Annotated in this window: 12 protein-coding genes; all 12 read left to right on the top strand. The window is 56.6% G+C overall.

All coding sequences use genetic code 11. From position 1 onward, the window contains the following. Positions 1-188, top strand: a 188-nt coding sequence (locus BLW21_RS21765; protein WP_217633893.1) for a hypothetical protein, incomplete at its 5' end; no start/stop codon positions are given. Positions 189-215: 27 nt separating this feature from the next. Further along, on the top strand, positions 216-2,075 hold the full coding sequence (locus BLW21_RS18930) for a DUF2075 domain-containing protein (protein ID WP_092743346.1): 1,860 nt from the start codon (positions 216-218) through the stop codon (positions 2,073-2,075). A 400-nt stretch (positions 2,076-2,475) separates the two neighbouring features. Continuing rightward, positions 2,476-2,922, top strand: coding sequence for a hypothetical protein (locus tag BLW21_RS21350; RefSeq protein WP_139255320.1), 447 nt, complete (start codon positions 2,476-2,478; stop codon positions 2,920-2,922). Positions 2,923-3,006: 84 nt separating this feature from the next. Next, entirely contained in the window at positions 3,007-3,402 is a 396-nt protein-coding gene (locus tag BLW21_RS21345; RefSeq protein ID WP_139255319.1) for a hypothetical protein, read from the top strand. 46 nt (positions 3,403-3,448) lie between these two features. Further along, a complete protein-coding gene (locus BLW21_RS18925; RefSeq protein ID WP_092743344.1) occupies positions 3,449-5,356 on the top strand; it encodes a DUF2075 domain-containing protein in 1,908 nt (635 codons plus the stop codon). 45 nt (positions 5,357-5,401) lie between these two features. Next, entirely contained in the window at positions 5,402-7,672 is a 2,271-nt protein-coding gene (locus BLW21_RS18920) for a DUF262 domain-containing protein (RefSeq protein ID WP_092743342.1), read from the top strand. Between the two features lie 105 nt (positions 7,673-7,777). After that, positions 7,778-8,776 (top strand): DUF4062 domain-containing protein, encoded by a 999-nt coding sequence (locus BLW21_RS18915; protein WP_092743340.1) that lies wholly within the window; start codon positions 7,778-7,780, stop codon positions 8,774-8,776. Between the two features lie 63 nt (positions 8,777-8,839). Further along, complete coding sequence (locus BLW21_RS18910; RefSeq protein ID WP_092743338.1) at positions 8,840-10,894, top strand: tetratricopeptide repeat protein; 2,055 nt, start codon at positions 8,840-8,842, stop codon at positions 10,892-10,894. After that, on the top strand, positions 10,887-11,222 hold the full coding sequence (locus BLW21_RS18905; RefSeq protein ID WP_092743336.1) for a nucleotide pyrophosphohydrolase: 336 nt from the start codon (positions 10,887-10,889) through the stop codon (positions 11,220-11,222). Before BLW21_RS18910 ends, BLW21_RS18905 begins: the two co-directional genes overlap by 8 nt. A 529-nt stretch (positions 11,223-11,751) precedes the next feature. Beyond that, positions 11,752-13,098, top strand: a complete 1,347-nt coding sequence (locus tag BLW21_RS21340) for an McrB family protein (protein ID WP_175471048.1) — start codon at positions 11,752-11,754, stop codon at positions 13,096-13,098. Positions 13,099-13,123: 25 nt separating this feature from the next. Next, on the top strand, positions 13,124-14,545 hold the full coding sequence (locus BLW21_RS18895) for an McrC family protein (protein WP_092743332.1): 1,422 nt from the start codon (positions 13,124-13,126) through the stop codon (positions 14,543-14,545). Positions 14,546-14,576: 31 nt separating this feature from the next. Then, positions 14,577-15,743, top strand: a complete 1,167-nt coding sequence (locus BLW21_RS18890; RefSeq protein WP_092743330.1) for a phospholipase D-like domain-containing protein — start codon at positions 14,577-14,579, stop codon at positions 15,741-15,743. Positions 15,744-16,209: the final 466 nt, after the last annotated feature.

Here is a 16,209-nt window from a genome sequence, read left to right as displayed (position 1 = left end):
ATTTATTCTTTTCTCCACTAAATAACTCTCAAAAAGGAGTTAATACTATAAAAATGTTTAGACTTATGAATGGAAGACAGGCCCAATTAAGAGGAAGTGCAGTCATAAAACACATGTGGGAAAAAGGGATTTTACCAGATTATGATCCTGCACGAAAAATAGCTATTAACAGTAGCTACATCATGTAATGCACATAATCTCGTAAAATCATATTCATGATCGTCTACCAGAAAACCAAGTCCGAATTCCTAGACGACGTCCTTTCCAACAACGTCGAGGTCATCATTCAGGACTTGGTCCTGAAGAAGCTGGGCCGCAAAACCGGCCAACCGGAAATCAACTCCTGGCGCAACTCCATGATGTACATGGACAAGGTGCTCAGCGACGCCCGGATTCCCGACGACAGCGGCGTGAGCATCGAGTACCAGCTGCCCCACGCCGGCATGCGCATCGACTTCGTGCTCACCGGTCAGGACGAGCACGGCACCGACAAGGCCATCATCATCGAGCTCAAGCAGTGGTCCGAGTCCACCGCCACCGACAAGGACGGCGTAGTGGCCACCTACCTGGGCAAAGGAATTCAGGAAGTCAACCACCCGTCCTACCAAGCCTGGTCCTACGCCGCCTACCTCGACGGCTTCAACGAAACGGTCTATACCGACGGCATCCAGCTGCTGCCCTGCGCCTACCTCCACAACCATCCCGACAACGGCGTACTCACCAGCGGCCATTACGCCGACTACGTGGCCAAGGCGCCGCTCTTTCTCAAGAGTGATGCCCTCAAGTTGCGCGAGTTCATCCGCCAGCACGTCAAGCACGGCGACAAGTCGGGCATCATGTACCGCATCGACGGCGGCCGCATCCGCCCCTCCAAGCAGCTCGCCGATTCGCTCGTCTCCATGATGAAGGGCAATCAGGAGTTCATTCTCCTCGACGAGCAGAAGGTGGTCTACGAAACGGCCCGCAAGCTGGCCGCCAAGTCCCGTGACGAGAAGAAGCACGTGCTCATCGTCCACGGCGGCCCCGGCACCGGCAAAACCGTGGTGGCCATCAACCTGCTGGTCAACCTGACCAAGCAGGGGCTGGTGGCCAAGTACGTGAGCAAGAACTCCGCCCCCCGGGCCGTGTACAAAAGCAAGCTCACCGGCTCCATGCGCCGCACCCATTTCGACTCGCTCTTCGTCGGCTCCGGCGTGTTCACCGAAACCCCGGCCAACACCTTCGACGCCCTCATCGTCGACGAAGCCCACCGCCTCAACGAAAAGTCCGGTTTGTTCAGCAACCTGGGCGTCAGCCAACCCCTGGAAGTCATCCGCTCCAGCCGCTTCAGCGTGTTCTTCCTCGACGAGGACCAGCGCATCGCCGTCCAGGATGTGGGCAGCGAACAGGAAATCCGCAAGTGGGCCGAGCAGGAAGGTGCTGAAGTCCATGTCCTCAACCTGGTCTCCCAGTTTCGCTGCAACGGCTCCGACGCCTACATGGCCTGGCTCGATAACGTGCTCGACATCCGCGAAACCGCCAACCCCACCCTCGACGCCACCGACTACGACTTCCGCGTAGTCGACACTCCCGACGAGCTGCAACAGCTCATCTACGAAAAGAACCAGGAACGCAACCGCGCCCGCATGGTGGCCGGCTACTGCTGGAAGTGGGAAAGCAAGAAGGACCCCAAAGCCTTCGACTTCAACCTGAGCCCCACCTTCCAGCACAAGTGGAACCTGACCGACGACGGCGGCCTCTGGATGATGAAGCCCGACTCGGTCACCGAAATCGGCTGCATCCACACCAGCCAGGGCCTCGAGCTCGACTACATCGGCGTCATCATCGGCCCCGACCTGCAGGTGGTGAATGGGGGAGAGGTAGTCACCGACGCCATGGCCCGCGCCAGCGCCGACAAAACCGTCCAGAAGAAGCGGGAGCTGCTCAAGTCGCCCGAGGGCCGGGCCCAGCTCGACCTCATCATCAAAAACACCTACCGCACCCTCATGACCCGGGCCATGAAGGGCTGCTTCGTCTACTGTACCGACCCCGAAACCGCCGCCTACCTACGTCGCCGCATCAGCAATCCTATATAATTATTTTACTTATAGCGGTTTCGCGAACCCTGTACCCTCGTCTTGGCACCCCAGGGCTGAAGTCCTGGGCTACGGAAGGGATAGAAAGGTATAGAGTTCGCGAAACCGCTATAGGTGGGTAACAGCACCCTAGGTTCTCTGCTAAATCTACAACGCTGGTCAAATTAAATTTAACTATTTGGTAATATGCTATTTACCTGGCGATAATAATGACATTTATTCGTAGATTCTTGAATTTAATAACCAATTCACATTAATGGATGATTCAATTACCAAAAGCTCTTCAATGAAAATGAATACTCTCTTTTGAAAAGGAAATTATTCTCTGGTTTTTTAAAATCTTTTACCTTTCTGAGCCAAATTCGCTCAGGCTTTTCTCCATACCATCAATTTTGTTTACATGAAAAAGGCTTTGCTACTAGTTCTCACGCTTCTCCCTGTTTTTGGTTTCTCACAAGTAATATCTAAATCAAAATCAGAGACGATGCAAAATATAAAGAACGCAGGGTATATTATAAAGCCATCTGCAAATGGGAATAGCATTCTTTCATATACCAGGTATGATGAACATGGAGAAGCAATAGTATCTGTTAAGTGTGAAAACAATTTGGTAAGACAGGTTACATTCTCTTGTACCCCTGCCAGATCAGCTCCTTTAAGAGTTCAAGACATTATGCGCACAATGACTAGAGCAGAAATGCAGGCTATACGAGAAAAGTACGGCAACTGGGCTCAGCCAGACGCCTCCATAATTACGCAGAGTTCCAAATATTATAAAGGAGAAGCTCGTTACTCTTCAGAAGTCACCAATGACGGCATGGGAGTATTCACTATAACTCCTCTATAATAATATTGTATTGAAATATATTCGATGTTACATACAGTCATTAAAACCCCAAATAATTAAAAACCATTTAATCAGCACACATAAATGAAACTAATACTACTCATCCTGCTTTTTGCTTTCAACATCTCTTATGCCCAGGAAGTAAGATGCTCAACTGTAAATTCAACGATAGGATACAGCTATGTATATGCAACAGATAAATATGAGCAGTCAGTAAAATCTATGGATAGAGTAAAAATTTGCATGGGTCCTGAAACCATTGCAATTGGCCAGAAGACTAGTTTTTACATGGGTAAAGCCATAAATGAAGTTAGGGATAAGGACGGACTCACTTATCGAATGTATGCCACTAACGAAAAGGATCAGCATCTAATATTGGAGATTTGGTTCTCAAATCAATCACGATCCAGAATGGTTGTTACTGCCATATTTCCAAAACTATATTATATCGAATACTATGTAGAGCAGTCAGTAGAATAACAGACATCATTTAGTTATTTAACACAAAATACTGCATTGCTTTATTATGCGCCTCTACGCCGGCTCCTCTACCGACTTCATCACCGCCACCGCCCACAACGCCATCGTCGGCCAGCTCCAGTCGGCCTTCTTTGACTACTACCGCACCGAGCCCCAGCCCAATGAAGTCACCTCCTGGCGCAACTCCCTGCGCAGCGTCAGCCAGGTCTTCCAGCAGGCTGGCCTGCTCGACCACGGCGTTCTGCTCGAATATCAGCTTCCGCTCACATCCAAACGCCTCGACTGCCTCATTTGCGGCCACGATGCCCACCAGCAGCGCCAGGCCGTCATCATCGAGCTGAAGCAGTGGTCCGAGGCCCAGCCCTCCGCCGGCCCCCACGAGGTGGTTACTTGGCTCGGCGGCCAGCTCTCCGACGTGCTGCACCCCTCGGCCCAGGTCGGCCAGTACCGCCAATACCTGGCCGACGTCCACACGGCTTTCAACGCCACCGACGCTGACGAGCAACAGCAACAGCCCATTCAGCTCCACGCCTGCGCCTACCTGCACAACTACACCTTCACCGCTACCGACGCCCTGCTCGAACCCAAGTTCACCGAGCTGGTCCAGGAGAGCCCCATCTACGGCCAGCAACAGGCGGCCGAGCTGGGCGCCTATCTGCAGCAGCGTCTCGCCGGCGGCAACGGCGGCCCCATCCTCGAGCGCATCGACGCCGGCCGCTACCAGCCCAGCAAGAAGCTGCTCGAGCACGTCGGCGACATCATGCGCCAGAAAAGCCGCTACACTCTACTGGATGATCAGCTCCTGGTCTACGACCGTGTCCTCACGGCTGTCTTGGAGGCTCAGCAGCACGACACCAAAACGGCCGTCCTGGTCAAGGGCGGCCCCGGCACCGGCAAGTTCGTCATTGCCCTCCACCTGCTCCACGACCTGCTCCGCCGCGAGGTGAAGGCCCACTACGCCACCGGCTCCAAGGCCTTCACCGAAAACCTGCGCGACCAGTTCGGCCGCCGCAGCAACAGCTTCTTCACCTACTTCAACGCCTACGGCCGCGCCATCCCCAACTCCCTCGACGTGGTCATCTGCGACGAGGCCCACCGCATCCGCAGCTCCAGCAACACCCGCTTCACCAAGCCCGAGCACCAGAGCAACCTGCCCCAGGTCGAGGAGCTGCTGCAGGTAGCCAAGGTCTCGGTCTTCTTCATCGACGACCACCAGCGCGTCCGCCCCGGCGAAATCGGCTCCTACGACACCCTCAAACAGGCCGCCCAGGGCCAGGGCGTCACCATTGCCGAGTTCAGACTCGAAGCCCAGTTTCGCTGCAGCGGCTCCGCCGGCTTTATCAACTGGCTCGACAACACCCTCGGCATTCAGCGCACCGCCAACGTCCTCTGGAACGCCCAGCAGGGCTACGACTTCCAGGTCCTGGATTCCCCGGTTCTGATGGAAGAGATGCTCGAGCAGCGGCGCCAGCAGGGCCACACCGCCCGCACCGTCGCCGGCTTCTGCTGGCCCTGGTCCGACCCGTTGCCCGACGGCCAGCTGGTCAGCAACGTCATCATCGAAACCGACCAGTTCAGCTACTTCCGTCCCTGGAATGCCAAGGACAACGCCGGCCGCCTCGCGCCCGGCATCCCCAAAACCTCCCTCTGGGCCACCGACCCCGGCGGCGTCCACCAGGTCGGCTGCATCTACACAGCCCAGGGTTTCGAGTTCGACTACGTGGGCGTCATCGTCGGCTCCGACCTGCGCTACCGTCAGGCCCAGGGCGGCTGGGTAGCCAACCAGGTGGGTTCGTCCGACACCGCCATCAGCAACCGCCGCATCTCCCCGGCCGAGGCCCTCGAGTACCTGCGCAATACCTACAAAGTCCTCATGACCCGCGGCATCCAGGGCTGCTACGTCTACTTCACCGACGACGAAACCCGCCGCTTCTTCCAGAGCCGCATGGAGTAGTCATCCGCTTGTTTCACCATCTCTCGTCAGCTTATCCCCATTTCTATGCCCGATCTGTTTACCCGTCATGATGTCGCTTCCGTAGCCATTACCGACTACGTCGCCTGGTTTCTCGACGAAGACAACCCTCGCTACAACCTGGCGCAGTTGCCGCCTATTCAGCGCAACTCCGTCTGGAACATTGCCCAGGTCGAGCGGCTCTGGGATTCGCTGCTCCGGGGCTTCCCCATCGGCAGCATGCTGCTGGCTCACCGTGTCCACGGTCAGGCTGCCCGCTCCCTCACATCCAGCCAGCAGATGCAGGCGGAAACGGACGGGTACTTCCTGCTCGACGGCCAGCAGCGGACCCGCACCCTGTTGCTGGGCTTCCAGCCCACCGAATCCAGCCGCCTCTGGATTGACCTGAGCCCCCAGCTCACCTTCAACGACTCCGAGTACAACGACCGCAAATTCCTGCTCCGGCTTCTGACCGGCCACCAGCCCTGGGGAATGCGTCGCCAGAACCCGGAAGACAAGCTGCCGGAGAACCTCAAACACGAAGCCCGTCAGAAGCTCGGCGACTCCCGCCGCTACGACTACCTGATCAACCCCATCGCTCAGGGCAACGACGCGCCGGATCCATCCTGGCCGGTGGAGGCCCGCACCCCGGTCCCGCTTGATGCCCTGCTGCAGTTATGTGGCGGCTGGCGGGGGCCATTCACCCGACCATCCTGGCAACAGGTTCAGCAATTGGTCCCCGCCTGCAAGCCAGTACTCGAAAGCGAACCACCGCATCTGGCCATGCTGCTGGGTGCGCTGGAAAATCTGTTGGTCGAAATGCCCTCGTCCGGCCGGCCGCAGCGCAGTATCCCCTTGCTGCTGCATCCCGAGCCCGCCGCCACCCCGGCCGACTCTGCTCCGGAGGCAGAACAGACGCCTGATTCGGTCGAGGTTCTGTTTCGCCGCGTCAATGCGGGTGGCACGGTACTGGCCGGCGAGGAAATGGCGTACTCCCTGCTCAAATCCAGCTGGGACCAGGCCTATGAGCTCGTATCCCAGGTTATCACCCACCGAAAGGTTGGCTACCTGTTTCCCCCCACCGGTGTTGTGATGGCCGCCGCCCGCCTGGCTCGTCGCCAGCAGGGCTACCAAGACCTGAATCCTTCCGTTCCACAGTTCCGGCGTTGGCTAGGCCAGTCAACCTCTTCGGGCACCGAGAGTAGCTTCCTGCAGGCGATGAAGAGTCTGCTTGTACCAGCAACAGACCAGTCAGAAGGGCGTTTCACCCGGATCCTGGAAGAGTTCTGCAAACTGGCTCTTTACGATCCTGAGGCAGCCTCCACCGACCCCGGCCTGCCCCGCAAATTATTGCTGGACCTCAACCCCGTGCTGCTCCACCCGGCACTGAGTTGGATTGACGATAACCTCACCAACCCGGACCTGCTGCAGGCCAACCGCCTGCCGGTGCTGCGCTACCTGTTCTACCTGCTCATCGTTCACCCCGACGCGCAGAAGTATGCCCGTCTGGCCGGTGAGGTTCTGGCCCAGCAGCAGCCCGATACCGACTTCCCGGATCAGGCCATCTACCGGCACTGGGTTCAAAAAGTGCGGGCGCCTTTGCTGCCCGCTCACGCCCACCTGATCCATGCCATGCCCCACCATGCCAGCAATGGCTGGCTTAGCAATGAGGATGAATTGTTCGGCCCTTATGAGTCCACCGAGGAGCGCCCCGCCGATCCGTTCCATGCCTTCCGCTCCAAGTTCTGGCACCACCGCCACCTGCTGCTCTGGTTCCAGCGCGCCCATCTCGACCGCTGGTTTGTCGGCTACGACCCCATGCGGCAGGACACGGCCGATACGCCCTACGACTACGACCATATTGTGCCCTATTCCCACGTAGTTAGCCAAGGCCGTACCATTTACCTGGAGGAAGAGGGTAATGGCCGGGACCGTTTCAATTGGTACCGGCGTTTCTACCTCGATTCCCTCGGCAACTTCCGTATTTGGCCGGCTTGGGCCAACCGTTCTGACGGCAACACGTGCCATACCCAAAAGCTGCGTTTACACACTACGGAAGCACTCAACTGTGATACTTCCCTGGAATTGAAGCTAAATTCTTCCACCGATTATGTGTCTGCTTCGGCCATTCCGGTTTCCGACACCGGCTTATGGCAGCAAGCCGGCGGCGGACCTGGCCACTGGCCACCTGCTCGGCGGGCTGCCTGGGTACAAGCCGTGGAAAGCCGCGCCAGCCACCTGTACGATGAGTTGTTCACGGCCGTGAATTTCAACACTTGGTACGAGGCGGCCAGTCTGCCAGTTCAGGAGCAGGAATAGGACGTCACGTTTTAAACTGTCTTTTCAACGCCGGCATCCTCCCAGACCATCCCTCAATACCACAAGGTCGGTCAGCCCTATACAAATCACTTCCCCTAACCACCCATGGATAAACGGTATCAAGTCTTTGTCAGCTCCACCTTTGCCGACTTGCAGGACGAGCGCAAAAAGGTGCAGCAGGCCATTATGGAGCTTGATTGCATTCCTGTCGGGATGGAATTATTCCCAGCTATCGATGAGGAACAGTTCGACTTCATCAAGAAGGTCATAGACGACAGCGACTATTATCTGCTCATTATCGGCGGCCGCTATGGTACCCTCTCCAGTACTGGTGTGAGCTACACGGAACTGGAATACCGCTACGCCATCAGTAAAGGAATCAAGGTCATTGCGTTCTTGCACAAAGACCCGGATTCGTTACCTCTGAGCAGGTCCGAGGGGGAAGCATCTGCTCGTGAGAAGCTGGCAGCTTTCCGCCAGGAAGTATCCGGTAATCGGCTGGTGCAATTCTGGGCAACCGCTGATCAGCTACCAGGCCTGACCCTTGCCAGCCTGATCCGCACCATGAAGACCTATCCGGCAGTAGGCTGGGTGCGTGGCGACCAGACGGTGAATCCATCCATTTATAAAGAGATGGATGACCTTCGCAAAGAAAACCAACAGTTGAAAGACAAGCTTTCGGATGGATCAGCCAAAGGGGTAATGGATTTCGAAAACATGGCCGGTCTGGACGATGAGATTGAGTTGATTGGGTACGGGCATGATAAGGATGGAGAGCTATTCTCTCCTGCTCGTCGCTGGAAAGCGAATGTGACTTGGCGAGACATATTCAAAAGTGTAAGCCCAAAATGTGTAGGACTTTTAAGTGAGAACGAAATTGACAGCATTGTTGCTGGAAACGTCTATTGTGTATCCGACATAAAAAGTGATGGATTAACGAGTAATTATCTCGACGAGAAAACCTTGCACACTATAAGAGCGCAGTTCCGGGTGTTAGGTCTCTTCAAGATGAAAGCAACATCATTAGGTGTTTTTCTCTGGTCATTGACACCTAAAGGAGAGGCCGAAATGTTGAACTCATTAGTTGCCCGGAAGAAAGATTAGCCAACTACTGAACCTGAGAGATAGGGTATCTTTACGTCAATTAGCAGCCTCCAGCACCCTAGCATGACCATCCACCACCCCCTCAACGACTTCCTCTACAGCCTCTTCCCCGAAGCCCAGGCCTTTGGCCAGAACCCTGACCAGCTCGTTGAGCACCTGACCGACTTCTACACCTTTGGCCCCTACCGGCCCCGGGTCACGATCAAGGGCGACGTAGTGGAGGTACACATCGATACTAAAGCCATCCGCACCCAGCAGGCCGAGTACCAGAAGGTGCTGCGCCAGTGCGAGGACCGCCAGTTCCGGGCTGCTCTGCCGCGGCTGCGCCAGCTCATTGAGCAGAACCCCACCGTTTCCGAGTACCACCGCGTCCTAGGTCAGGTCCTGTCCGAATCAGGCCAGCCCGACGACGCCCTCGACGCCCTCATCGACGCCCTGCGCTGGGACCCGCGTAACGGCTATGCCCTGATCATGGCCGGCAACATCCACGCCCGCCAGAAGGACGACCTCAAGTCGGCCAAAACCTTCTACGACCAAGCCCTGGCCATCAACCCCCAGGACTTTATTGCCATCAACAACATCGGCGGCAACCTCATGCAGATGGGCCGCCATCAGGAAGCCGAACGCTACTTCGAAATTGCCCACGAGATAGAGCCTAACTACCCCAACACGCTCTACGCGCTGGCCATGATCAGCCAGCAGCGTCAGGACTATGCTTCGGCTTTCTACCTAGCCACCAAAGGGCTGCGCAATGCCAACCCCGGCGACCCAATCCTGCGCGCCAGCTTGGCGCTGGCCACCCAGACGGCCACGCAGTACCTGAGCAACACCAACACCTTCGCCATTGCCAACGAGTACCAAGAGGCAATTCAGGACCGGACCAGCAAGGCCATCCACGTCGATGAGGACCCACTCATCCCTACGGCCGCCAAGCTCGAAATAGCCGAGAACTACGACCGCCCTTACCACCACGTCAAATACAAGCCCGACTACCCGGCCGTCGAGCACCTGATCATGCACGAGCTCGTGCACCTCGACTTCGTGCTCCAGGCCCGCGAGGCCGCCGGCAACCAGCTCTTCACTACCTCGGGGCAGGCCAAAGAGAAGTTCACCCGCGCCGCCGAGCCCCAGTTGAAAAAGCTGGCCAAGGCCGGCTTCCCCGAAAAGAACATCACCGGCTTCATCGACGGCCTGTTCGAGGGCATGATGCGCCAGATATACAACCAGCCCATCGACCTGTTCATCGAGGACTTCCTCTACCAGCAGTACCCCGAAGCCCGGCCCTTCCAGTTCCTGTCCCTGTTCAAGCTGCTGCAGGAAGCAATCGAGGCCATCCGCAACAAGCAGGCCGCCGAGTACTCGCCCCCGGCCGTGCACAAGGCCAGCACCATCCTAAACTTGGTCATGGCCCTGCAGTTCCGCGACCTGTTCGGCTACGATGCCGTGCCCGACTTCAAGGCCCCAGCTCTACAAGTGAAAGAGGCCGAGCGCCTTTGGGCCGAGTACCTCGACTACCGCCTCGACCGCCAGCCCGGCGAGGAATACGAGCTGCTCCAGCACTGGGGTGAAGACCTGGGCCTGGCTGCTTACTTCGAGCTAAAGGACGAGCAGACCCTTCGCCAACAGCAACAGGCTGGCCAGGCCAACGTCCGCCCCGAGGCGGCTCCCATCCCGGCGCCCACCGACGAGCCCGCCGGCCAGGAGTCGCCCGAAGACCTGCTGGCCCGCATTGAGCGCGACCCGCTCAACCTCGACGGCCCCGAGCCCGCCGATGCCCACCAGGGCCGCATGTCCTTCGCCGACAGCCCCGCCGGCGGCATGGCCGTCATGTTCTACTGCCTCGACTGGCTCAAGCACTTCGACGGCAAGTCCCACCAGCAGGTTCAGGACATCACCTTCGAAATCGCCATGCTCGGCCGCTCCGGCCTCGACCCTAAAGAATCGGCCCAGAAGTACAGCCTGGCCTCCGTGCCCGGCAAGAAGTACTCGGCCCTGCACCTGCTCACCGGCATGTACACCGGTTTCCAGCAGCTCGACCCCAGCCTCGATACCGGCCTCGACTTCGCCAGTGAGTTGGAAATGGCCCGCGCCATGCACAAAGGCCAATCCGATGAGTAGCCCCATAGACGAGTTGCTCCAGCAGCTGCGCCAGTTCCGCGACGAGCGGGACTGGGCCCAGTTCCATAACCCCAAGGATCTGGCCCTGGCCCTGAGCATTGAGGCCGCTGAACTCAACGAAGTTTTCCTCTGGAAGAAGCCCGAAGACGCCGACCCCACCCGCGTCCGCGAGGAGCTGGCCGACGTGCTGCTCTATGCCTTCCAGCTGGCCGACAAGTACGGCTGGGACATCCCCCAGCTTATGCAGGAGAAACTGGCGCATAACGCCAGTAAATACCTAGTGGTCAAAGCAAAAGGCACGGCCCGCAAGTACGACGAACTTTCCTGAATTTGCGAGGCTGCGGCCTGGCTATTCAGCTCCTTAAATCTTAACTATTCTCTTTATCGAACAGCTCCTCCTTGAACCCCGCCCGATCTATAAAGTCTCGATGGGGCGCTTCTTCAGCACGGCATCGGGCCGCGAATTATTGGCGGAGTTCCGAAAACGCGGTTGGCTGGTTGTCAATAAATTTTGCCCCGGAGGGCAGGGGAGGCTATTTACCGAGGGTATCAAGGACGGTGACTACGCCTATGCCTGCGCAGGGTCTGCTCAGCTCTGGGGCCTGTACCGCTTCAATGGTCCCTGCCAGGCACTGCCAGCTGAGCTAGCCGATCAGATTACCGATTCCAAGAACTGGGTTTACCGGCCGGCCGACCTGGTGGCTGATTCTGTTCAGGAAAGTGCTACTGACCTAAAACTCCTCACGGCCTGGTGGGCGCCCAGCGGCTACCGAACGGTAGCCCCCATTACTGACCTTGCTAAAGCCAATCAGCAGTTGTTTGGACCCTATTTTAATCGTCGCTTAGTGTTGAAAGCCGTGCTCAATCCTCCCGTATTCCCCAATCCCAACATCATCCTCTACGGCCCCCCCGGCACCGGCAAAACCCGGCATACGCTGGAGTTGGCGTATGCCATCCTCACCGGCCAGGAGGCGCCCAGCTATGAGGCTGCCCAACAGCTGTTTCAGCAGGAGCTGGGTCGTCGGCTGGACTTCGTTGCTTTCCATCAGAGCTTTACTTACGAAGACTTTGTGCAGGGATTCCGGCCCACCGTCATCAATGGCCAAATGGTGTTCGAAAAGTCGGAAGGGGTTTTCTACCGGATTGCTGAGCGCGCCCGGCAGGAATGGGAGGCTTGTCAGGGACTGGATGCGGAAGAATTCCCTCAAGCCGATGCTGAGTTCATCAACACGCTGCCATTTTTGCAACCTGATTCCCAGTCTTCCCTTGTTCCATTCGAAGTGGTGTTTCAGGAATTAATAGCGCCTTTGGCCTCCGCCGGCGGGACGGTCATTCTGCCCATGAAAACCAAGGGCTATGGTTTCCCGATTTTAGGTATCGACTCCAAATACCTCACCTTCCGCCGCGGCATGGAAGGCCACGAAAACAAAGTCCAGATTGCCGTTCTAAGAGCGCTGTATGAAGGAACCCGAAAAATCATTCCTAGTGGTCCGCAGATATACCACGTGTATATCGTGGAAAGGCTTCTCGAATTAGCTCAGGCGCATAAGGAGTTCAGTACCTCAGCTACTATTGCTGCCGCAGCTGACGCGCCTGATGCGGTGGTTGCACCTGCACCCGCCCCCGACGATAACACCTCTGCCTCTGGCACTCCGCTCAACTACGTGCTCATCATCGACGAAATCAACCGGGCTAATATTGCCCGGGTTTTCGGCGAGCTGATTACCCTGCTTGAAAAAGACAAGCGCCTCGGCGGGGCCAACCCACTACCCGTAACGCTGCCATCGGGGGAGGAGGGCTTTACCGTACCCGCAAACCTTTACCTGATCGGCACCATGAACACGGCCGACCGTAGTCTGGCGCTGCTCGACATTGCGTTGCGCCGGCGCTTCGAGTTTCGGCCCCTGTACCCGCGCTATAATCTGTTTGCTGGCATGGCCGACAACCGGGGTACCGTGCTGCAGAAGCTCAATGCCGAAATAACCCGCCAGAAGTCCCGCGATTTTCAAATCGGCCACGCCTACTTTCTCGATGCCAAGGAGACGCTGCAATCCATCTTCGATGGCAAAGTAATTCCCCTGCTTTACGAGTACTTCCTTAACGACGAAGCCAAACTGCAGTCACTGCTCCAAACGGCTGGCGTAAGCGTTTACCTCGACGCCAATGTCGGCCTGCGCTACGGAACGGGCGCCTCAGTCAGCTGATTAGCCGGCCACCGCTAGCCAGCCCATGAATCATTATCTCTACGAATACCGCAACCAGCTACCGCTTACCAGCCTGCCCGACGGACTGGAAGCCTATGTTCAGCGCATCTGGGAGCAACGCCCCGGCAACCCTACAGGGCTGGGAGGGAAGGTCAGGAAAAACACCCGGCAGCGCTACCTGGAATTCGCCGTCGACGCCTACGGTCACCGGACGGTCAGGGCCCGAAACTATGTAGGCCTGATCCAGTTTCAGGGGCATTGTATTCACCTGCTGCCCAAAGTGTTTTATCAGGTTGTCAGTCAGCCTCCATCGGGCAGTATGGAGGCAATCCACGCGCACCTGTATTGGTGGCTGAGCTACTCCGAGCGCCTACAGTTTCCCCGCTCTTTGGCCAGCTTTTCCCAAGCCCCCTCCAACTGGCTGGAGCTGCTCATTCTGCTCTTTGCGCAGTTCACGCAGGAGCTGCTAAGCCGGAGCCAGTACCAGTATTATCAGGAAGTAGAAGAAGAGCTCAACACGCTACGGGGCCGGCTTAATTTTCCCGACTACGTGCGTAACCGTGCGGTGGGTCGTCAGCAGGTGCTGCCCTGCACGTTCGATTCTTTCCAGCCCGACAACCGCTTCAACCGCATTCTTAAAGATGTAGTCAACCGGCTCCGGCATTTTACCCGTCACGAGCTCAGTAAGAAGCTGCTCCAGGAAATCGGTATTCAGTTAGCCGATGTAACGGATCAGCCGGCTTGTCTGGCTGACTGCGACCAGGTGCAGTTGACCCCTTTGTTTGCCGAGTTCAGCGTAGTTCTGGATTACTGCCGTCTGTTTCTGGCCAACCACAGCCCTCTGGCCAGCACCGACCCCACCCAACAGGCCTTCGCAATTCTACTGCCCACCGAGAAGGTCTTCGAAGAGTTTGTGCAGGGCTATTTACAGCGGCACTTCCAATCCGGTTTCCAGGTCACTGCGCAGGCCAGCGACCTGTACCTGGCTCAAATGCTGCCGGCCACCAGTAGCAAGCCCCAGCTCCGCTTCAATCTGCAGCATGACATACTGCTGCGCCCCTGGCAAGTGGCTGATTTTCCTCCCAGCCCGCCAATAGTGATTGACTGTAAATACAAAACCTGGAAACTGGTTGCCGGTGCACTCGACCCCGCAGGCATTGCTCAGGCCGATATGTACCAGCTGGTTTCCTACGCCATCCGGCGGGGCAGCGTGCAGAACTACCTTTTCTACCCTGACTCCCTGTCTGAACCGGCCACTGACCCGAATGCCAACCAGCTAAAGTTCCAGGTAGCTGACAGCCTAGCACAATCTGCCATTGGTATTACTGCCCTTCGCCTTCCGGTGGTAGCACCCCTGGCATTCCAATCGATGGCTAACGCGGCGGCATGCTTCACGGAGCTTGAGCAGTCGCTCACCCGCAGACTACAGGTTCTACTCGACAGCTAGCCAAACATTCATTTTTATCAGCTCCCCACCTATGAGTTCCATTGCCTATTTTCAAGCTATAAAGCCCGCAATACTGGCTGAGCTCAAGCAGGCCAAAGCCAAAGTCCAGGTGGCAGTGGCCTGGTTCACCGACCGTGAACTGTTTGCTGCCCTCGTAACGCTGTTGCAGCGGCAGGTGGAAGTCAGCCTCCTGATTCGCAACGACTACGTCAACAACCGCGACGAGAGCCTGCCCTGGCAGCAATTTATAGATGCTGGCGGCCGTCTGTACTTCAGTCCCGATGCCGACGCACTGCACCACAAATTCTGCTTGATTGACAACCGTCTGCTCATGTCGGGCTCCTACAACTGGACCTATATGGCCGAGCAGCGCAACCAGGAAAACTGCGTATTCTCCACCGATCCGAATCTGCTCAAGCAGTTCCAGCAGGAGTACCAGCGCCTCACGAAGGGGCTTGCGGCCGAAACCCAACCTGCCCGCATTGCCGTCTCTCAAAAGCCTGAGACTGCCTACCTGACGGCTTATGCTACCACCGACCAAGCGCTGCAGGAAGTCCAGCAGCCTATGCCTAGCCTGCGTAAATCGTTGTGGCCTGATGATTCTGAGCTGCACCATCAAGCATATCAAGCTATGCTGGATATGCGCTACACTGAAGCGGTAGTTCTGCTTGAGCGTATCCTAGCAACTGATCCTGCTGATGCGCAGGCACTGGACCATCTTGCTATCTGCTTCTTGTATCTCAAGAAATTCTCCGATGTAATTACTGTCTGCCTGCGAGCAGAAAGGGCTAGCGTTGCGGATTCGAGCATCTATGATACGCTCGGGCAAGCTTACAATGCAAAGCACGAATACACGCGGGCTATTGAGAGCTTTAATAAAAGTGTAAAACTGCGGCCCTGGAGTTCAATAGCATTATTCAATAAATGGGAAATATTGAAATATGAGCGCCGCACTAAAGAAAGGGATGCTTGCCATTTAGAGCTTTTACGCGTTATCGCCGAGGGGTTAGAAAGCCCTCACCCTCAGCAGGACGGTATCGATATATTCTTCCATCACCTTCACTTGGTTGACTTACAAAAAAGAGAAGCCGGGAAGCGGAAGGCAGCCATAGAGGCACAAAGAGTGTACGACTCGCTACCCGAAGACCAAAGAGATAAACGTCTCCAGTTGATGATAAACGAGCTAAAATTAAGTTAGCGGTAGGCGCTGCTGGCTGTCTTTCCATCGAGAGGCTTACCTGCTTACTTGCCATTCATAAAACGACTAGTTCTCGCATCCCCGTGCTTCACTGCCCGCGACTGACCAATGGCCACCACCGCTTGCTCATCGGCCACCCACTGCAAGGTCTCGTCCAGGCTTATGGCCACCAACGAGCCGACCAACAACGCCAGGAGGCTAAAGAAACCGTTTGCTCGGCCCTCGGAATGCCTGTCGGAGACGGCCTGTAAATTGTCCGCCTAAGCAATTGAATAAAAACGGCTTGGCAGTCAGTATACCTGTCGGAAATTGTGCCGTATCATTGGCCTACAGCTGGGTGATGCGAAAGACCGTATTCCTGCAACAACCCAACGGCTAAAGCTGCCCAAGGGCAATCAGCGCCTGGCCCTACCTCATTGTTCTTATTGCGAAGCAACCTCAGAACCCACAGCATAAAAACAGCCCC

Source organism: Hymenobacter psychrophilus (genome assembly GCF_900107135.1).
Classification (GTDB): domain Bacteria; phylum Bacteroidota; class Bacteroidia; order Cytophagales; family Hymenobacteraceae; genus Hymenobacter; species Hymenobacter psychrophilus.
The sequence above is the reverse complement of the archived record's forward strand: the minus strand, read 5'-3'. Positions and strand labels throughout refer to the sequence as shown.